Genomic DNA, 19,842 nt, shown 5'->3' on the forward strand with positions numbered 1-19,842 from the left:
TCGTCTCATTCAAGGAGCCTGTATGCAGTTGGACCCCGTCAGCGGTTGGTTCGAGGGCATTCGCCATTGCCCTTCGCCCAACTTCAACGAGCGCCCGGCAGGCGAGGTATCGCTGTTGGTGGTACATAACATCAGCTTGCCCCCGGCGCAGTTTGCCACCGGTAAAGTGCAGGAGTTTTTCCAGAATCGCCTGGATGTAACGGAGCACGCCTACTTTGAGGGGATAGTCGACCTACGGGTCTCTGCGCATTTTCTGATTGAGCGTGACGGAGCAGTGACGCAGTTTGTGGCGTGCCAGGACCGGGCTTGGCATGCGGGCGTTTCCAGCTTTGAGGGCCGCGACACCTGCAACGATTTTTCATTGGGCATCGAGCTCGAAGGCACGGACGATCTGCCGTTCACCGATGCCCAGTACGAGGCGCTGATTGACCTTGCGCGCCAGTTGCTCGCAGCCTACCCCGCGATCACTCCCCAACGTATCTGCGGTCACAGCGACATCGCCCCTGGCCGCAAAACCGATCCGGGCCAGGCTTTTGATTGGAAGCGCTTTCGCAGCGCGCTGCAGGATGGAGGACATACACAATGAGTTTCCTGGTGCTGGTGCTGGCAGTGTGGATCGAGAAGTTCTCGGCTTTACGTCAGCGGTTGCAGCGCGACGGCGGATGGCTGCATGAGCTGACCAAGCTTGAATCGAGCCCGCGCATGGGCAAGCGGCCCTGGCTGATCCTGCTGGCGCTGGTGCTGCTGCCGGTGGCGCTGCTGGGCTTGCTGCTGCTGGTGCTGGAGCCCGTGGCCTATGGTTTGTTGGCGTTGCCGGTGCATGTGCTGGTGGTGATCTACAGCCTGGGCCGTGGCGATCTGTTGGCCGCGTTGGGACCCTTTCGTGATGCCTGGCGGCGCGGTGATCTGCAAGCCGCCGAGCATGTGGCCGAACGTGACTTGAAGCTGGGCGCCGACAGTGGCGAGCAACTGCTCGAGCGGGTTCAAGGCTATGTGCTGTGGCAGGCGTACCAGAGCTTTTTCGCGGTGATTTTCTGGTATTTCCTGCTGGGCCCGGTGGCCGCTCTGGCCTATCGCCTGCTGGCGCTGGCCAGTGAGCACAGCGAGAACCCCCTGGTGGCCGAGCGCGCCACGCAAATGCGCCACGCCTTTGACTGGCTGCCCGTGCGTCTGCTGGCGGCGAGCTTTGCCCTGGTGGGCAATTTTGTCGGGGTCAGCCGGGTGATGCTCCACGAATTGTTGAGCTGGGATATCAGCGCTGCACGGCTGGTGGAAAAGGTCGGCCTGGCGGCTGCGGAAATACCGCCACCGGTGGTGGGCGCCGAAGGCATCACCAGTCTTGACCAGCTGTGGGAATTGCTCCTGCGTGCGGCAGTGCTGTGGTATGCCGGATTTGCCATCTGGACGGTGTTGCCCTGAGACAACCGGCAGGGGCCCCCCCCCCCTGTCGTTAACTTTACGTTACAAAACTCCCTTTCAAATTGAGCTATACAGACAGAGCGCCAATAGTGGCTATCTGCCGCCGCCCTGCGCCTCAATAAAAATAATAGAAGGGGAGATCACCTGTGAAGCGCTTGCTCTATCCCGCCGTCGCGTTGATGAATCGCCTGAGTTTCGGCCTGAAGTTCAGTCTGATCAGTGTGCTGTTCCTGCTGCCGATGCTGGCGACCAACTATGTTCTGGTGCGTGACGCCTGGGCTGAGTTCCAGGGCACCCGCATTGAACTGCAAAGCCTCGATCTGCTTGGTGGCAGCCTGGTGGTGCGTCGCGAGCTGGAAGCGCTCAATAACCAGGTGCAGATCAACGCGACCCTCGGCCAATCCGCAAAGGCCGGTGACCTTGAAGCCAGCATCAATGCCCTGGAGCAGAGTGTGCTCGGCCGTGTGCAGGGACTCAGTGCGATGGCTACCGAGCCCGAGCAGGTTGCCGCCTTCGATGCCAAGCGTGACGAACTGATTGCCGCATTCAAGGCTCAGCAACAGGAAACGTCGCTGCTCAACAAAACTGCGTTGATCGGCAAATTGCTCAACCAGGCCCAGATACTCAGCCAGATCATCGCCAGTCAATCGGGCTTGAGCCGGGATTCGCAGAGCGATCTGCGCCAGCTCAGCGACCTGATCACCGCCGTCACCCCACACGTCACGCAGTTGCTCGGCGAAGGGCGTGCGATGGGCGCGTATTCCCTGGGCCAGGGCTTTATCAATTCGTCCTCCAGCACGCGCTTTGACGAATTGCTGCAGCAGTTGGAAAAGCTCCAGGGCGAATATGGCCTGAAGCTGCAGGATGCGCTCGGCGCCAGCCATGCCGCGCAGGTGGCGCTTGATCCCGTGGCGCAAGCCAGCCGGGCCAGCCTCAAGCAGGGCGCCGAATTGTTCGAAGAGCGGGTGGTGGTGGCTGAAACCCTGGACACACCGTGGCAGGGCTTCTATGACGATGTCAGCCAACTGATGGCCAAGACCTACCAGCTTGATGACGCGACCCTGGCATTTCTCAAGCAGCAACTGGAGCAACGTCTGGCACAGAAGCGCCTGCACATGCTGCTGTTGGTCACGGCGCTGGTGGCGGTATTTGCGCTGATTTTCTACTTGTATGCAGGCTTCTATGCGTCCACGCGCGCGACCTTGCGCAGCCTTGGGGCGATGATGGACAAAGTGGCGGCCGGCGATATGACGGTCAGCTTCGTGGCTGAAAGTCGCGATGAACTGGGGGAGTTGGGCCAGGTATTCAATGGCACCGTGGCCAGGATCCACGACCTGATCGAGCGCGTCGGGCACACGGTCGGCCAGGTCGAGCTGCAAGCCGGGCAAGTACAGGCAGTCTCAGCGCAGAGCAACCAGGCGGTGTCCGGCCAGCGCAGTCAGATCGAGCAAGTGGCAACGGCGATGAACCAGATGTCATCCACCGCCCAGGAGGTGGCGCGCAGCGCCGCAGCCGCTGTCAGCAGCGCGCGCAGTGTCAACGATGAAACTGTCAGCGGCCGTGGGCTGGTGCAGTCCCAGCAAGGCAGCATTGCGCGCCTGGCGTCGGAGATCGATGAGTCGGTGCGGGTGATCAACCAGCTGGCTGCCGACAGCCAGGCCATCAGTAGCGTGTTGGACGTGATCAAAAGCATCGCCGAGCAAACCAATCTGCTGGCGCTCAACGCAGCCATTGAGGCCGCGCGCGCCGGTGAGCAGGGGCGTGGTTTTGCAGTGGTGGCCGACGAGGTGCGCACGCTGGCGCGGCGTACCCAGCAGTCCACCGAAGAAATCGAGCAGATGATCGGGCGCCTGCACAGTGGCGTCGGCGCAGCGGTCAAGGCCATGGGCGCCAGCCATGACATGGCCAATGGCACGGTAGGGCAGTCGGAAAAAGTCCAGCAAGCCCTGGAGAACATCCTCGGGGCGGTAGGCATGATCGTCGATCAGAACCAGCAGATTGCGGCCGCCGTGGAGCAGCAAACGGCCGTCGCCCATGAGATTGATCAGAATATCGTCGCTATCAATCGCGCAGGTGAGCACGCCGCCCAGGGGGCCGACCAGACCGAAGCGGCCAGCTATCATTTGTCGCAGCAGGTGATGGAATTGAAGCAGTTGATTGGCGCGTTTCGCGTGTAGGAATTGTCGGTGGGATTTAGCGCTGCCCGGCGTAGCACTTATCCTGATTTCGCTGATGGCCTTTCAATGCGTCGTGAATAGGTGAAAATTTGTATCCTCTGGTCACGGTCCCAAGGAGGCACGGTGATGGCCGCTGTCATCGGCATCAAAGGGCATTGCGCCCACTGCGACATGACGTTTGAACTCAAACCCTGGCAACTGAATGCCATTGCCATCGACGAACCCTTTGTCTGTACCTATTGCCACGCGTGCCTGCAGTTGTGCTGCCGAAAACAGCTGCGGCGCTTTCGTGCCCTCGACCAATGGGCCCTGGTGCCGCCTGGCATGATCATGCTGACGTGCGCGAGCCTCCTGGCGGCGCTGTTTGCAGAATGGCTGGGGCTGCTCAGCGTGATCGGGCAATTCAACATTTCGCTGGCGACGCTGTTGATCCACTTTCTGGTGTTGCGCTACGTGCGCCATCGGCAAAGGATGACCTTGAGTCTGCAGGCGGTCAGCCGGTTACCACTGGAACAGCTCGCACGCGTTGCGTGTGCTCGCCTCAGCCAGCCGTGAAGCGCTGATGCCCATCCGTTCGGCCAGGGCGCTGCAGATAGCCGGCAAGTGTTGTGGGCTGTTGCGCTGGCCCGGATACATGGCCGGGGCCATATCCGGCGCGTCCGTCTCCAGCACCACCGCTTCCAATGGCAATTGGGCCAGCACCTTGTGCATGCGCAAGGCCTGGGGCCAGGTGGCGGCACCGCCCAGGCCCAGCTTGAAGCCGAGCTTGATGTACTCGCGGGCCTCTTCCCGGCTGCCGGCGAACGCATGAATGATGCCGCCACGCGGCAGGCGGATGCGCTTGAGTGTGGCGATCACCGCCGCGTGACTGCGGCGTACGTGGAGCAAGGCGGGCAGGGCGAAATCCACCGCCAGTTTCAACTGGGCTTCGAACAGCGCTTGCTGGCGCTCTCGGTCCAGGTGCTCAAGAAAGTAATCCAGGCCGATTTCACCCACGGCGCACAGTTGCCGGTGGCCCTGCAGGCGCGTCAGCCAGTCGCCCAATTCCAGCAGGTCGGCAGGGCGGTGCTCATCGAGATACACCGGGTGCAGGCCGAAGGCGGCGAACAAGCCTTCATCCTCCACCACAAGATCCCACAACCGTTGCCAATTGCGCTGATAAACCCCAAGCACCACCATGCGCCGCACACCGAGTAGACGGCTGTGGGCGAGGACCTGCGGACGATCACTGTCGAAGTCCGCGAAATCCAGGTGGGTGTGGGTGTCGATCAGCTCCACGCTCAGGCCTCGTGAATACGCTGCTTGAAGGTTCGGCTGATGCCGTGCACGCCGGGTTGGTAATGTTCTTCTTCAATGGCCGCCAGGGCCAGGCGCAGGGCGGTGTCGGCGATCAATTGATGCTGCTGGGCCATGGCGTTGACCGGCAGCGGCAGGAAGTCCAGCAACTGGGTATCGCCGAAGGTGCCCAGGCGCAGTGGCCGCGACTTGAGCGGGAAGTCGTGCAGGGCGTCAAACACGCCTTGCAGCAGCACGTAGGATGTGGTCACCAGCGCGTCAGGCAGATGCCCCAGGCGCTGCAGTAATTGCTCCATCAACTGTCGCCCGCAGTCGCGGCTGAAGGCTTCGCCCTGTTCGATGATCACCTCGCCGGTAAAGCCTTGCAGGGCTTCACGAAAACCCGCGGCACGTTCCTGGCTGATGCTCAGCTCCGGATGTGCGCCGATCAGTGCGATTTGCTTGGGCAACGGTTGCAGCAGGCTACTGGTGAGCTGCTGACAGGCTTGACGGTCATCGCTGACCACCGAGCAGAACTGGCTGGGCTCCATGACCCGGTCGATGGCGATCACCGGCAAGCCTTTGGCTTGCAGCTCGCGGTAGCTGTCATCCTCGGCCGGCAGGCAACTGGCGACAAACAGTGCATCGCAGCGCCGCGCGCGGAACAGTTGCAGCAATTGGCGCTCACTGTCAGCCTCGTCGTCGGAGCTGGCGATCAGCAATTGATAGCCGCGCGCCCGTGCGCCTTGTTCGAGCAACTTGGCAATGCGTGCGTAACTGGGGTTCTCCAGGTCCGGCAGGATAAAGCCCAGGGTGCGCGTGTGCCGGCTGCGCAAGCCGGCGGCTTGCGGGTTAGGCGTAAAACCGTGGGCCTGGACCACGGCCCTTACCCGCTCCACCGTCGCGTTGCTGATACGTTGTTGTTCGGCCTTGCCATTGATGACATAGCTGGCGGTTGTGACCGACACACCGGCCAGACGTGCGATATCACTGAGTTTCAAACCGGGTTTCCTTGTTTTTTTGAGCGTGCCCCGACATTTTGTCCAATCGTAACCGATTCCCGCATACGACCAATGTCCCACAACAGGCGCCGAGTGGCCCTTCAAGCTTGCGCAATTAACGCGTAATCTGCCATAAATTCTAGATTAAACGTTTCAGCAAGGGTATTTTTACGATGTTCGCCGCTGAGTGGCTACTGCCAACTGACCGCTCAGTCAGTTACTTTTGAACACCGCTAAGCTGATTTATTCAAAACAATACCTAGTGCGCACACCGCACTAACTAGGAGAACGGCATGCTCGAGCTCACTGTAGAGCAGATATCCATGGGCCAGGTGGCGCTGGATAAATCTGCGGCCTTGCACCTGCTCGCGGAAAAACTGGTGGCCGATGGCCTGGTTGCCGAAGGTTATCTCAGTGGCTTGCAAGCCCGTGAAGCCCAAGGCTCGACCTTTCTTGGCCAAGGCATCGCCATTCCTCACGGCACCCCGGAAACCCGCGACCAGGTGTTTTCCACCGGCGTGCGTCTGTTGCAGTTTCCCGAAGGCGTGGACTGGGGCGACGGCCAGGTCGTGTACCTGGCGATCGGGATTGCCGCCAAATCCGATGAACACTTGCGCCTGCTGCAATTGCTGACCCGCGCCCTCGGCGAAACCGACCTCGGCCAGGCGCTGCGCCGTGCCGGTTCCGCCGAGGCCTTGCTGAAACTGCTGCAAGGCGCGCCGCAGGAACTGGCACTGGATGCCCAGATGATCAGCCTCGGCGTGTCGGCCGATGATTTCGAGGAACTGGTGTGGCGCGGCGCGCGCCTGTTGCGCCAGGCCGATTGCGTGAGCAATGGGTTTGCCGCCGTGTTGCAGCAAGTCGATGCACTGCCCCTGGGCGATGGCCTGTGGTGGCTGCACAGCGAGCAGACGGTCAAGCGTCCGGGCCTGGCGTTCGTTACGCCGGACAAACCCATGCGCTACCTGGGTCAACCGCTCAATGGCCTGTTCTGCCTGGCCAGCCTGGGCGAAGCGCATCAGGCGTTGCTCGAGCGCCTGTGCGCCTTGCTGATCGAAGGGCGCGGCCAGGAATTGGGCCGCGCCACCAGCAGTCGTGCCGTGCTTGAGGTGCTGGGTGGCGAACTGCCGCCCGACTGGCCGAGCGCGCGCATCACCCTGGCCAATGCCCACGGGTTACATGCTCGCCCGGCGAAGATCCTCGCGCAACTGGCGAAAAGCTTCGATGGCGATATTCGCGTGCGCATTGTCGATGGTCCGGTCGGCGCGGTATCGGTTAAAAGCCTGAGCAAGCTGTTGAGCCTCGGCGCGCGGCGTGGCCAGGTGCTGGAATTCGTCGCCGAGCCGAGCATCGCCGGGGACGCGCTGCCGGCCCTGTTGGCCGCAATTGAAGAAGGCCTGGGGGAAGAGGTCGAGCCTTTGCCGACCGTCAGCGCCCAGCCCGCCACCGTCGACATCGAACCGGTGATCAGCGTGCCGCTGTCCGGTAGCCAGATCCAGGCAATTGCCGCCGCGCCCGGTATCGCCATCGGCCCCGCGCATATTCAGGTTCAGCAGGTCTTCGACTACCCACTGCGCGGTGAGTCCTGCGCGGTTGAGCGCCAGCGCCTGCAGGCTGCGCTGAGTGATGTGCGTCGCGATATCGAGGGCCTGATCGAACGCAGCCAGTCCAAGGCGATTCGGGAGATCTTCATCACTCACCAGGAAATGCTCGACGACCCGGAGCTGACCGACGAAGTCGATACGCGCCTCAAGCAAGGCGAAAGCGCCGAAGCGGCCTGGATGAGCGTGATCGAAGCGGCTGCCCGGCAGCAGGAGTCGTTGCAGGATGCCTTGCTCGCCGAGCGCGCCGCCGACCTGCGCGACATCGGTCGCCGCGTATTGGCGCAATTGTGCGGCGTCGATACCGCGCAGGAACCCAATGAACCCTACATCCTGGTGATGGACGAAGTCGGCCCTTCGGACGTCGCGCGCCTGGACCCGGCCCGTGTTGCCGGCATCCTTACGGCCCGTGGCGGCGCCACGGCCCACAGTGCCATCGTCGCCCGCGCGCTTGGCATTCCCGCGCTGGTCGGGGCCGGCGCGGCGGTGCTGCTGCTGGGCGCCGGTACACCCTTGTTGCTCGACGGCCAGCGCGGCCGCCTGCACGTCGACCCCGATGCGGCCACCCTGCAACGCGCGACCGTTGAGCGCGACACCCGCGAACAACGCCTGCAAGCGGCCTCTGCGCAACGCCATGAACCGGCGCTGACCCGCGACGGCCACGCGGTGGAAGTGTTCGCCAATATCGGCGAAAGCGCCGGAGTGGCCGCAGCGGTAGAGCAGGGCGCAGAAGGCATCGGCCTGTTACGCACCGAGCTGATTTTCATGGCCCACCCGCAAGCGCCGGACGAAGCCACCCAGGAAGCTGAATACCGCCGCGTACTCGACGGTCTCGACGGGCGCCCGCTGGTGGTACGCACCCTCGATGTGGGCGGCGATAAACCGCTGCCGTACTGGCCGATTGCCGAGGAAGAAAACCCCTTCCTCGGTGTGCGCGGCATTCGCCTGACCCTGCAACGCCCGCAGATCATGGAAGCGCAACTGCGCGCGCTGTTGCGTTCGGCGGACAACCGGCCGTTGCGCATCATGTTCCCCATGGTCGGCAGCGTGGATGAATGGCGCGCGGCTCGGGACATGACCGAGCGCCTGCGCCTGGAAATACCGGTGGCCGACCTGCAACTGGGGATCATGATCGAAGTGCCGTCAGCCGCGCTGCTGGCGCCGGTGCTCGCCCGGGAAGTCGACTTTTTCAGCGTCGGCACCAACGACCTGACCCAATACACCCTGGCCATCGACCGTGGGCACCCGACACTGTCGGCCCAGGCCGATGGCCTGCACCCGGCCGTGCTGCAACTGATCGACATCACCGTGCGTGCCGCCCATGCCCATGGCAAATGGGTCGGCGTGTGCGGCGAGCTGGCGGCGGACCCGCTGGCGGTGCCGGTGCTGATTGGCCTGGGTGTGGACGAGTTGAGCGTGTCGGCACGCAGCATCCCCGAAGTGAAGGCGCGGGTGCGTGAATTCAGCCTGAGCCAGGCCCAGAGCCTGGCGCAACAGGCACTCGCGGTGGGCTCGCCCGCCGAAGTACGTGCTCTAGTGGAGGCCGTGTAAATGGCAAGGATTTTGACCCTGACGCTGAACCCGGCGTTGGACCTCACGGTACGCCTGGCGCGCCTGGAACCCGGTGCAGTCAACCGCAGCGAAACGCTCATCACCCATGCCGCCGGCAAGGGCGTGAACGTGGCGCAGGTGCTGGCGGACCTCGGCCACGCGGTGACCGTGGGCGGCTTTCTCGGTGAAGACAACCCGCAGGCGTTCGAAGCACTGATCGCCCACCGTGGGTTTGGCGACGCGTTCGTTCGCGTGCCGGGGGAAACCCGCAGCAATATCAAGATTGCCGAACAGGATGGCCGGGTCACCGACATCAACGCACCGGGGCCGCTGGTGAGCGAGCAGGCGCAAGCCGAACTGCTCAAGCGACTTGCGCTGATCGGCCCTGACTTCGACGCGGTGGTGGTCGCCGGCAGCTTGCCGCGTGGCGTCAGCCCGCAATGGTTTCAGGCACTGATCGAGCAATTGAAAAACCTCGGTTTGAAAGTGGCCCTCGACACCAGCGGCGAAGCCTTGAGCGCCGGGTTGAAGGCGGGCCCCTGGATGGTCAAGCCCAATACTGAAGAGCTCGCCCAGGCGCTGGATAACGCCACCGATGCCATCCGCCAGTTGCATCAACAGGGCGTGGAACATGTGGTGGTCTCGGACGGTGCTGCCGGCGTGAGCTGGTACAGCTCGGGGGCGACCCTGCAGGCCACGCCGCCCAAGGTGACGGTGGCCAGCACCGTAGGCGCCGGCGATTCGCTGCTGGCGGGCATGCTACACGGCCTGCTGCGCGACGAAGCGCCCGAGCAGACCCTGCGCCGCGCCACGGCGATTGCCGCGATGGCGGTGACGCAGATTGGTTTCGGCATCAGCGATGACGCGCAGTTGGCGCGTCTCGAAAGCGGCGTCGATGTGCGCACGCTGACAGAACAATAAGAGGGTTTGTGATGAAGTTAGCCATTGTTACCGCCTGCCCGAACGGCATGGTCACCAGTGTGCTGTGCGCCCGCTTGCTGGACGCCGCCGCACAGCGCCAGGGCTGGAGCACCAGTGTTGAAGTGGTGGACGTGCAGCGCCCGGACAGCCAGCTGTCCCAGGCGACCCTCGATGACGCCGAGTGGGTGTTGCTGGTCAGCAGCACGCCGCTGGATATGCAGCGTTTTGTCGGCAAGCGCGTGTTCCAGAGCACGCCGGCCCAGGCGCTGGCGGATGTCGACGCGGTATTGCGTCGGGGCGCCGAGGAGGCGCAGGTGTACGTGGCGACCGAGGCACCGGCCGGGAATGCCCCGCGCATCGTCGCGATTACCGCTTGCCCGACCGGCGTTGCCCATACGTTCATGGCCGCCGAGGCCTTGCAGCAGACGGCCAAGCGCCTGGGCTATGACTTGCAGGTCGAGACCCAGGGCTCGGTCGGTGCGCGCACGCCGTTGAGTCCGCAGGCCATCGCCGACGCCGACGTGGTGCTGCTGGCGGCGGATATCGAAGTCGCCACCGAGCGCTTCGCCGGCAAGAAGATCTACCGCTGCGGCACCGGCATTGCCCTCAAGCAATCGGAAGCCACCCTCAACAAGGCGCTGGCCGAAGGCGCGGTGGAAAGCGCCGGCAGCGGCGCAGTGGCCAAGTCGGAAAAAACCGGCGTGTACAAACACCTGCTCACCGGGGTGTCGTTCATGTTGCCGATGGTGGTGGCGGGCGGCTTGTTGATCGCCTTGTCCTTTGTGTTCGGCATCCATGCGTTTGAAGAAAAAGGCACCCTGGCGGCGGCGCTGAAAACCGTCGGCGACCAGGCGTTCATGCTGATGGTGCCGTTGCTCGCTGGCTACATCGCCTACTCGATTGCCGATCGCCCCGGCCTGGCGCCGGGCATGATCGGCGGCCTGCTGGCGGGCACGCTGGGCGCCGGGTTCATTGGCGGGATCTTCGCCGGTTTCCTGGCCGGCTACAGCGTCAAGCTGATCTCGCGGGCGGTGCGCTTGCCGCAAAGCCTCGAGGCGCTCAAACCGATCCTGATCATCCCGTTGCTGGCCAGTTTGTTCACGGGCCTTGCCATGATCTATCTGGTTGGCCCACCGGTGGCGCGCTTGCTGACCGGGCTGACGGATTTTCTCAGCACCATGGGCACCACCAACGCGGTGCTGTTGGGCATCCTGTTGGGCGGCATGATGTGTGTCGACCTGGGCGGGCCGATCAACAAGGCGGCGTACGCGTTTTCCGTCGGCCTGCTGGCGGCGTCGAGCGGGGCGCCGATGGCCGCGACCATGGCCGCCGGCATGGTGCCGCCGATTGGCATGGGCATCGCGACGTTCCTGGCCCGGCGCAAGTTCGCCCAGACTGAACGCGAAGCCGGCAAGGCCGCGATGATTCTCGGCCTGTGCTTTATCTCCGAAGGCGCGATTCCGTTTGCCGCCAAGGACCCATTGCGCGTGATCCCGGCCAGCATCGCCGGTGGCGCATTGACCGGCGCGCTGTCGATGTACTTCGGCTGCAAACTGGCCGCGCCCCACGGCGGGTTGTTCGTGTTGGTGATTCCGAACGCGATGAATCATGCGCTGCTGTATCTGCTGGCGATCGTGGCCGGCAGTGTGCTGACCGGTGTGGTGTATGCGCTGATCAAGCGGCCGGAAGCGGCGGAGCTGGCCGTCACTGCCTGACGCGGTAAAAAATGTGGGAGGGGGCTTGCCCCCGATAGCGGTGTGTCAGCCAGCTTATTTGCAGCTGACACACTGCCATCGGGGGCAAGCCCCCTCCCACATTTGATCTTCAGGGTCTGTGAGGGCGGTGTCATATCTGCTTCATCCGCCCATGCTTAAGTGGCCCTTTTGATACTCAAGAGGGCACACGCATGAGCCATTTCGATCTCGGCCGTCGCCGCGTGATGCAAGCTGTTGGCGCGGGCCTGTTGTTGCCGGGCCTGGCGCCGGCGGTGATTGCGTCGGTCAAGGACCGCCCGCTGCTCACCGATGGTGTGCAATCAGGCGATCTGCTCGGTGACCGCGCGATGATCTGGAGCCGCAGCGACCGCCCGGCACGGATGGTGGTGGAGTGGGACACCCGCAGTGTGTTCAGCAACCCCCGCCGATTCGTCTCGCCCCTGGCCGACAACCGCAGCGATTTTACCGCCCGCGTCGAACTCACCGGGTTGCCCGCCGACCAGGCGATTTTCTACCGCGTGCATTTCGAAGACGCCCAGACCGGCATCGCCAGCGAGCCCTGGTTCGGCCACCTGCGCAGCGTGCCGCAACAGCGTCGCGACATCCGTTTTGTGTGGAGTGGCGACACCGTCGGGCAAGGCTTCGGCATCAACCCGGACATCGGCGGCATGCGCATCTATGAAGCCATGCGCCTGCGCCTGCCGGACTTCTTTATCCACAGCGGCGACACCATCTACGCCGACGGCCCGGTGCCGGCGCAACTGGCCACCGAAGGTGGACGCATCTGGCGCAACATCACCACCGAAGCCAAGAGCAAAGTCGCCGAAACCCTGGATGAATATCGCGGCAATTACCGCTACAACCTGCTGGATGAAAACGTGCGGCGCTTCAATGCCGAGGTGCCGCAGATCTGGCAGTGGGACGATCACGAGGTGATCAATAACTGGTCATCCAGCAAGCCGTTGGATGAGCGCTACCAGACTCGCGACATCAACACCCTGGTCGGCCGTGCGCGCCAGGCCTGGCTGGAATATTCACCGATGCGCCGGCAAAGCGCCGACGCGGGCGGGCGGATTTACCGCAAGCTCGGTTACGGCCCGCTGCTGGATGTGTTCGTGCTGGACATGCGCAGTTATCGCGGCCCGAACGACGACAACCTGGGCGGCGAAAAGCCCTTCCTCGGCCGCGAGCAACTGGACTGGCTCAAGCGCGAACTCAAGGCGTCCCAGGCGCAGTGGAAAGTGGTTGCAGCCGACATGCCTATCGGCCTGGGCGTGCCCGACGGTGAAGTCAGCCCCGGCGTGCCACGCTGGGAAGCGATTGCCAACGGCGATCCCGGCCCGGCCCAGGGACGTGAGCTGGAAATTGCCGAGTTGCTGGGGTTCCTGCGCGCGCACAAGGTCCGTAACCATGTATGGCTGACCGCTGATGTGCACTATTGCGCGGCGCATCACTATCACCCGGTCCGGGCGGCGTTCCAGGATTTCGAACCGTTCTGGGAGTTCGTCGCGGGGCCGTTGAATGCGGGGAGCTTCGGGCCCAATCCGTTGGACAAGACCTTCGGACCCGAGGTGGTGTTCGAGAAGGCACCGCCGGCGCAGAACACCTCGCCGTTTGCCGGGTTTCAGTTTTTCGGCGAGGTGCAGATTGATGGGCAGACGGCGGAGTTGACCGTTATTTTGCGCGATCTCGATGGTATCTCGGTGTTCGAGCAAAAACTGCAGCCTGCTTGACCTGGAACGCGGTAAAAACTGTGGGAGGGGGCTAGGCCCCGATGGCGGTGTGTCAGTCAATATCTCCGGTACTGATACACCGCTATCGGGGGCAAGCCCCCTCCCACATTGGTTCTACAGTGACTGTGAAATCTCAGTACACATCCCGACGATAGCGGCCTTGTTCGATCAGGCGCTCCACCGCTTCACGGCCGAGGATGTCCACCAGCGCCTGGTCCACACCCGTGGCCATGCCCTGCAAACTGCCGCACACATAAATCGCCGCACCGTCGGCCAGCCATTTGCGCAGCACGTCGGCGGACTCGCGCAGGCGATCCTGCACGTAGATTTTCTCCGCCTGGTCCCGCGAGAACGCCAGGTCCAGCAGGGCCAGGTCGCCACTGGCCAGCCAGCCTTGCAGTTCTTCCCGGCACAGGTAGTCGTGGGCGATATGGCGTTCGCCGAACAGCAGCCAGTTACGCTGCCGGCCCTCGGCAATGCGCGCCTTGAGCAGGCTGCGCAGGCCGGCGAGGCCGGTGCCGTTGCCCAGCAGGATCAGCGGCACGGGCGCCTCGGGCAGATGGAAGCCGCTGTTGCGGCGCAGGCGCAGGCTGATGCTTGAGCCTACGGCGGCGTGCTCAGTCAGCCAACCGGAGCCCAGGCCCAGGCTGCCGTCCGGATGACGCTCCTGGCGCACGATCAGCTCCAGCACGCCATCACTGGCAATCGAGGCGATCGAGTATTCGCGCATGCCCAGCGGCACCAGCGCATCCACCATTGCCTGGGCATGCAGGCCCACCAGGTGCGTGCGGTTGTCCGGCAGTTGGCGTGTGGCCAGGGCCTGGTCCAGCGTTTGCGCCAGGCCTTCGATCAATACGCCGTCGCTGCCGGCCAGGCCCAGCCCTTCCAGGAAGTGCTCGACGGCCCGTGGGCCATTGCGCGGCAGGATTTCCACCAGGTCACCGGCCAGCCAACTGCTGGGCGAGGGTGGCGTGAGGCCCAGCAGGTACACGGGGGCGCCGACGCTGCCAGGGTTGAGCAGGGAGCGTTGACTCAAGGTCCAGTGTTCAAACCGGGCCGTCTGCCACGCCGCTGCCGGCGCGTGACCGGTGAGCTGGCCGAGTTGTTGTTGCCAGGTCAGCAAGGCCTCGGTGTCGCCACTGTCGACCTCCACCGGCGCAAACAGCGGGTTGCCGCCCTGATGGGTCAGCCAGAAGTGCAGGCGCCTCGCAAAGCCGCAAAAGTGCGCGTACTGGCGGTCGCCCAGGGCCAGCACCGAGTAGTGCAAGCCTTTGAGGGACAGATCCTGGCCGAGCACGCTGCGCTCAAAGCCACGGGCGCTGTCGGGCGCTTCGCCGTCACCGAATGTACTGACCACGAACAACGCCTGTTGCGCCTGGCTGAGGTCATCGCGGCTGACGCTGCCCAGGGGCTGCACCTTCACCCCAAGCCCGGCGGCCTGCAATTGCCCGGCGGTTTGCCAGGCCAACTGTTCGGCAAAGCCGCTCTGGCTGGCAAAGCCGATCAACCAGGCCGGCGCGTCGCTGTGGCTGACCACCAGGCCTTTGCGTGCGTCACGCACCTGGCGTTTTTTGCGGCGACGGTCCAGGTACAGCAGCCAGCCGGTGATAAAGAACAAGGGCATGAGCAGCGCGCTCACCGTGAGCACGATTCGCCCGACCAGCCCGAAATAACTGCCGGTGTGCAGCGCATAGACACTGGTCAGCAACTGCGCCTTGAGGCTCTTGCTGGCGTAACGCTCATGGGACGTGACCTCGCCGGTGACCGGGTCGAGGTTGATCTGGTTCAGCGCACGGTCATGGGGCGAGCTGTCGAGCAGGTAATACACGGTGGCCGGTTGCCCGGCGACGGCCGGCAGGCGGATGTTGTAGGCGCTCAAGCCAGGGCCGGCGTTGCTGTAGATGCTGCTCCAGATCGCCTCATAGTTGGCCACGGGCGCAGGGCCTGGGGGCGGCGGGCCGCGCTTGCGCATGCGTTCGTTCTGCGGCGCATCCGAGAGCAGTCTGGTCACGCCCTGGTTGTACCAGTCATAGGACCAATACAGGCCGGTCAGTGCCGCCAGCAGGTAAAACAGCAGGCACCAGGTGCCGAACACCGAGTGCAGATCCCAATTGAAGCTGCGGCCCTTTTTACGCCAGTCCAGGGTCAGCCACACGCGCCAGTTCCTGACCTGGCGCGGCCAGCGCAGGTACAGGCCGGACAGGCAGAAGAACAGCAGGATCAGGGTGCAGGCGCCGGTGATGTTGCGGCCGGTGTCGCCGATGGCGAGGAAGCGGTGCAACTGCAGGATGAAGCCGAACACATCCTGGCCGACGGCGTCACCCAGGTAGTCGCCGGTATACGGATCGAAGTAACGCAACGGGCCACGCTGCTCGCCTGGCGGCGGGGTAAAGGACACGCGGGCGGCTTTGCCGCTGTGGTCTTCCACCCACAGCATGGCCACGCGCTTGCCTTCGGCGGCTTCCAGCTTGCGCACCAGCTCGGCGGGCGGCAGCACGCCGGCTTCGCGCTTCTGCACGTTCAGTACCGTGGGGTTGAGCGCGCGCAGGATTTCATCCTGGAACGAGTACGCAGCCCCGGTGATCCCCATCAAGGCCAGCACCAGCCCGGCCGTGATGCCGAAGAACCAATGCAACTGAAACAGGGTTTTCTTCAACACGTCAAAGCGCCTCGCTTAGCTGGATATAGGTGTCACGGCGCGCATTATGCCGTGAGTTGCCGAAAAACACGCAAAAGCCCCGCGCATCTGATGCGTGGGGCTTGTTGTGCTTGATGGAGAACGTGCTGATGGCCGCGCGGATGGATCGCTCACGTGGATGGGTGGTCAAAGCAAGCGCTTGCCGATTGGGTCGATCAAGAGGAGAGCGCAGTCGCTTGACGCTTGAAGCGTCGACACTCTATGTTTTGCGGTTATGGCACGTTCGCGCGGACCGCTGAAACTTCGGAGCACGCACAAAAAAGCCCATGAAACGTCATGGGCTTTTTAGTTGCAGCCGTCTTACACGTAAAACGATTTCAACGGCGGGAACCCATTGAACTCAACCGCGCTGTAGCTGGTGGTGTACGCACCGGTCGACAGCCAGTACAAGCGATCGCCAATCGCCAGGTTCAGCGGCAGGCCGTACTTGTAGTTTTCGTACATGATGTCGGCGCTGTCGCAGGTGGGACCTGCGATGACCACTTCTTCCATCTCGCCTTTCTTCTCGGTCCAGATCGGGAACTTGATGGCTTCGTCCATGGTTTCGATCAGGCCGGAGAACTTGCCCACATCCGTGTAAACCCAACGCTCGACGGCGGTACGCGATTTGCGCGCTACCAGCACCACTTCGCTGACCAGGATACCGGCGTTGGCGATCAACGAACGGCCCGGCTCCAGGATGATTTCCGGCAGGTCGTCACCGAAGTCTTCCTTGAGGAAGCGGATGATTTCTTCAGCGTAGGTTTCCAGGCTGTTGGTGCGGGTGATGTAGTTGGCCGGGAAGCCACCGCCCATGTTGATCAACTTCAATTCGATGCCGTCTTCTTCCTTCAGGCGTTCGAAGATCACTTTGACCTTGGCGATCGCCGCGTCCCACACGCTGATGTCGCGCTGCTGGGAACCGACGTGGAACGAGATGCCGTAGGGCACCAGGCCCAGGTCACGGGCGAGGATCAGCAGGTCCATGGCCATGTCGGTCTGGCAGCCGAACTTGCGCGACAAAGGCCAGTCGGCCGTGGTCGAGCCTTCGGTGAGGATGCGCACATACACTTTCGAACCCGGTGCGGCCTTGGCGATGTTGCGCAGGTCGGCCTCGGAGTCGGTGGAGAACAGGCGCACGCCTTTCTCGTAGAAGTAGCGGATGTCCTTGGATTTCTTGATGGTGTTGCCGTAGCTGATACGGTCGGCGCTGACGCCACGGTCCATGACCTTGTCCAGCTCGTAGATCGAGGCGATGTCGAAGCTCGACCCCTTGTCTTTCAACAGGTCGATGATCTCGACGGCCGGGTTGGCCTTGACCGCGTAATACACCTTGGCGAATTCGAAACCGGCGCGCAGGTCATCGTAGGCCTGGCTGATCATCGCGGTGTCGATCACCACGAACGGGGTTTCCTGTTTGTCGGCGAACGCCTTCATTTTGTCAAAGGTGGCGCGCGCGAAATAATCTTCGACGTTGATCGACATGCTGGGAACTCCTAAGGGCAAACTGTATTAATCAATGGGTGCAAATGAACGTCCTCCGTATCCCCACTTTGGTTCGCCTACTTCCCAAGGCATGTCGCCGAAAGCAAAAAGGCCATGGGATACGCGTCCCTTGGCCTTGCTGTCTCGTCGTCAGTACTTGAGCCGGATGGATCGTTTCCAGCATGGACGTTCGGCGCGAACTTTAGGGCTTGATGGGCGTGGGATCAACTAAAAATGTCGCGTTTTTGCACGCGTTCGTCGCGCGACCCCGTGCAGCTACTTATGTAACCGACCGGTGTGACGGATTGATGTTCCCCGGATGGGCGAATTGAGTGCATTTCCCTGACACCCAGCAGAGCCAAATGTGGGAGGGGGCTTGCCCCCGATAGCGGTGGGTCAGCCAATACCTTAGTGACTGATCCACCCTCATCGGGGGCAAGCCCCCTCCCACAGTTTTAACTGTGTTGTGCCAGGTCAGGCCAGGGCAGTCTCGGCAGGCGAGACAATACTGGTCTTGCCGCCACGGGACTTGCCGGAACTCAGGTACTCGGCAATCGATTCCTGGGTCACCTCGCCCAGGAACACCCGCTCGGCATCCATCACCGGCAACCATGAACGGTTGAACTCGTACATGCGCGACAGCAGGATGCGCAAATGCTCGTCATACGCCGCCGTGGCGTTGAACTCGCGCAGGTATTGGCCGCAGGTACCGGTCTGACGGTGCAGGTCGCGACGGCGTACATAGCCCAGCGCCTTGTTCTCGGCGCAGGTGACCACCACATAGCGGCGGTCGTGCTCGTCCATCAGTTCCAGCGCATCGGCCACCGGGGTTTCCGGGCTCACCGACGGCGCGTTGTCCGCCGCGTCTTCGGCCTTGACCAGCAACAGGCGCTTGAGGGTGCTGTCCTGGCCGACGAAGTTGCTGACGAACTCGTCCGCCGGGTGCGCCAGCAGCGTATCGGGATGGTCGATCTGCAGCAGCTTGCCGGCGCGGAAGATCGCAATCTTGTCGCCCAGCTTGATGGCCTCGTCGATGTCGTGGCTGACCATGATCACGGTCTTGTTCAGCGCACGCTGCATTTCAAAGAACTCGTTCTGGATCATCTCGCGGTTGATCGGGTCGACCGCGCCGAACGGTTCATCCATCAGCAGCAACGGCGCATCGGCCGCCAGGGCGCGAATCACACCGATGCGCTGCTGCTGGCCGCCCGACAATTCACGCGGGTAGCGGTGCAGGTACTGCTTGGGTTCGAGCTTGATCATGCTCATCAGTTCGCGGGCGCGGTCGTGGCATTTCTGCTTGTCCCAGCCGAGCAACTTGGGCACCACCACGATGTTTTCTTCGATGGTCATGTTCGGGAACAGGCCGATCTGCTGGATCACGTAGCCGATGTTGCGACGCAGGGTCACTTCGTCCAGGTCGGTGGTGTCTTCACCGTTGATCAGGATCTTGCCCGAAGAGGGCTTGATCAGGCGGTTGATCATCTTCAGCGTCGTACTCTTGCCGCAGCCCGACGGGCCGAGGAATACGCAAATTTCGCCTTCGTTGACGGTCAGGCTTACATCGTTGACGGCGGTGACAGTCTTGCCGTTGCTTTGAAAAGTCTTGGACAGGTTTTGAAGTTCGATCATTTGAGCAATCCTTTTGGAGTCAGCGAGCGTTGCAGCCATTGCAGAAGCAGGTCGGCAAAGATGGCCAGGAGACTGACCAGCACGGCGCCGACGATCAGCATCGACATGTCGCTGCGGCTGATGGAAGCCAGAATAAGTACACCCAGGCCACCGGCGCCGATGGTGGCGGCGATGGTCATCACACCGATGTTCATCACCACGGCGGTGCGCACACCGGCGAGGATCACCGGCACGGCAATCGGCAGTTCGACCATGCGCAGGCGCTGGCCGAAGGTCATGCCGATGCCTTTGGCGGCCTCACGGATGCCCGGCTCGACACCGGTGAGCGCCAGGTAGGTGTTACGCATGATCGGCAACAGGGAGTAGAGGAACACGGCGGTGATCGCCGGCATCGGCCCCAGGCCCTGGCCGAACTTGGAGTAGAACGGCAGCAGCAGGCCGAACAGGGCGATGGAGGGCACCGTGAGCAATACCGTGGCGCTGGCTTGCAAGGGGCCCGCGAGGGTCGGGTAGCGGGTCATCAGCACGCCCAGGGGCACACCGACGACAATCGCGAGAATCACAGCGATACCGACCAGGGTGATGTGCTGCCAGGTCAGGTGCAGGACCTGGGCCCAATCAAGATGGGAAAAGGCGTTCAAAAATTCCATGTCTT

14 protein-coding genes are annotated in these 19,842 nt (G+C 62.9%); 8 read left to right on the top strand and 6 right to left on the bottom strand.

Going from position 1 to position 19,842, the window contains the following annotated elements; genetic code table 11:
* The first annotated feature begins 22 nt into the window (after positions 1-22).
* From ampD to BOP93_RS04010, 4 genes are all read left to right on the top strand, one after another.
* Positions 23-586 (top strand): 1,6-anhydro-N-acetylmuramyl-L-alanine amidase AmpD, encoded by a 564-nt coding sequence (gene ampD / locus BOP93_RS03995; RefSeq protein WP_104501631.1) that lies wholly within the window; start codon positions 23-25, stop codon positions 584-586.
* Positions 583-1,419, top strand: coding sequence for a regulatory signaling modulator protein AmpE (ampE, locus tag BOP93_RS04000; protein ID WP_104501632.1), 837 nt, complete (start codon positions 583-585; stop codon positions 1,417-1,419). The genes ampD and ampE overlap by 4 nt, the downstream gene beginning before the upstream one ends.
* A gap of 1,472 nt (positions 1,420-2,891) precedes the next feature.
* The gene (locus tag BOP93_RS28090; protein ID WP_430758789.1) at positions 2,892-3,596 is read left to right on the top strand and encodes a methyl-accepting chemotaxis protein; all 705 of its coding nucleotides are present in this window, start codon (positions 2,892-2,894) and stop codon (positions 3,594-3,596) included.
* Between the two features lie 126 nt (positions 3,597-3,722).
* A complete protein-coding gene (locus BOP93_RS04010) occupies positions 3,723-4,151 on the top strand; it encodes a hypothetical protein (RefSeq protein ID WP_104501634.1) in 429 nt (142 codons plus the stop codon).
* Here the strand turns inward: BOP93_RS04010 and BOP93_RS04015 are convergent.
* The gene (locus BOP93_RS04015) at positions 4,098-4,874 is read right to left on the bottom strand and encodes a TatD family hydrolase (protein ID WP_104501635.1); all 777 of its coding nucleotides are present in this window, start codon (positions 4,872-4,874) and stop codon (positions 4,098-4,100) included. The genes BOP93_RS04010 and BOP93_RS04015 overlap by 54 nt on opposite strands.
* A 2-nt stretch (positions 4,875-4,876) precedes the next feature.
* Entirely contained in the window at positions 4,877-5,872 is a 996-nt protein-coding gene (gene cra, locus BOP93_RS04020; RefSeq protein WP_104501636.1) for a catabolite repressor/activator, read from the bottom strand.
* Between the two features lie 293 nt (positions 5,873-6,165).
* Between cra and ptsP the strand changes: the two genes are divergently transcribed.
* The 4 genes from ptsP (at position 6,166) to BOP93_RS04040 (ending at position 13,393) form a co-directional block, all read left to right on the top strand.
* Positions 6,166-9,024: a phosphoenolpyruvate--protein phosphotransferase gene (gene ptsP, locus BOP93_RS04025; protein WP_104501637.1), complete on the top strand. Its 2,859-nt coding sequence runs from the start codon at positions 6,166-6,168 to the stop codon at positions 9,022-9,024.
* Positions 9,025-9,945: a 1-phosphofructokinase gene (pfkB, locus tag BOP93_RS04030; RefSeq protein ID WP_104501638.1), complete on the top strand. Its 921-nt coding sequence runs from the start codon at positions 9,025-9,027 to the stop codon at positions 9,943-9,945.
* 11 nt (positions 9,946-9,956) lie between these two features.
* Complete coding sequence (locus BOP93_RS04035; RefSeq protein ID WP_065893650.1) at positions 9,957-11,660, top strand: PTS fructose-like transporter subunit IIB; 1,704 nt, start codon at positions 9,957-9,959, stop codon at positions 11,658-11,660.
* A 191-nt stretch (positions 11,661-11,851) separates the two neighbouring features.
* Positions 11,852-13,393: an alkaline phosphatase D family protein gene (locus BOP93_RS04040; RefSeq protein ID WP_104501639.1), complete on the top strand. Its 1,542-nt coding sequence runs from the start codon at positions 11,852-11,854 to the stop codon at positions 13,391-13,393.
* 133 nt (positions 13,394-13,526) lie between these two features.
* Here BOP93_RS04040 and BOP93_RS04045 read toward each other — a convergent pair whose 3' ends face one another.
* The 4 genes from BOP93_RS04045 to BOP93_RS04060 all read right to left on the bottom strand — a co-directional run bounded on the left by BOP93_RS04045 (position 13,527) and on the right by BOP93_RS04060 (position 19,837).
* Positions 13,527-16,052 (bottom strand): PepSY domain-containing protein, encoded by a 2,526-nt coding sequence (locus BOP93_RS04045; RefSeq protein WP_104501640.1) that lies wholly within the window; start codon positions 16,050-16,052, stop codon positions 13,527-13,529.
* Positions 16,053-16,391: 339 nt separating this feature from the next.
* Positions 16,392-17,555: a type III PLP-dependent enzyme gene (locus tag BOP93_RS04050; protein WP_003188470.1), complete on the bottom strand. Its 1,164-nt coding sequence runs from the start codon at positions 17,553-17,555 to the stop codon at positions 16,392-16,394.
* Positions 17,556-18,029: 474 nt separating this feature from the next.
* A complete protein-coding gene (locus BOP93_RS04055; RefSeq protein WP_005784718.1) occupies positions 18,030-19,187 on the bottom strand; it encodes an osmoprotectant ABC transporter ATP-binding protein OsmV in 1,158 nt (385 codons plus the stop codon).
* Positions 19,184-19,837, bottom strand: coding sequence for an ABC transporter permease (locus tag BOP93_RS04060; protein ID WP_057726112.1), 654 nt, complete (start codon positions 19,835-19,837; stop codon positions 19,184-19,186). The genes BOP93_RS04055 and BOP93_RS04060 overlap by 4 nt, the downstream gene beginning before the upstream one ends.
* Positions 19,838-19,842: the final 5 nt, after the last annotated feature.

It is taken from the genome of Pseudomonas orientalis (assembly GCF_002934065.1).
GTDB lineage: Bacteria > Pseudomonadota > Gammaproteobacteria > Pseudomonadales > Pseudomonadaceae > Aquipseudomonas > Aquipseudomonas orientalis_A.